The sequence below is a fragment of the Priestia sp. 53B2 genome, from assembly GCF_056099005.1.
Genome location: NZ_JBLZXA010000084.1, coordinates 1 through 258 on the forward strand (window position 1 = coordinate 1; position 258 = coordinate 258).

Below are 258 nucleotides of genomic sequence, written 5' to 3' on the forward strand. Positions count from 1 at the left end.
GTTCCGGAATTCGTGGGTTCGATTCCCATCAGTCGCCCCATCTTAAGTAACGCGGGTGTAGTTTAGTGGTAAAACCTCAGCCTTCCAAGCTGATGTCGTGAGTTCGATTCTCATCACCCGCTCCAAATGAAGGGCCTATAGCTCAGCTGGTTAGAGCGCACGCCTGATAAGCGTGAGGTCGGTGGTTCGAGTCCACTTAGGCCCACCATATTCCACAGTAGCTCAGTGGTAGAGCTATCGGCTGTTAACCGATCGGTC

Annotated in this window: 2 tRNA genes; both read left to right on the forward strand. The window is 52.7% G+C overall.

The annotated features are described in order from the left end of the window. Nucleotides 1-51 precede the first annotated feature (51 nt). A tRNA-Gly gene (locus tag ACN6NE_RS31215) sits at nt 52-125 on the forward strand. A 6-nt stretch (nt 126-131) separates the two neighbouring features. Then, nucleotides 132-208 (forward strand) — tRNA-Ile (locus tag ACN6NE_RS31220). Nucleotides 209-258: the final 50 nt, after the last annotated feature.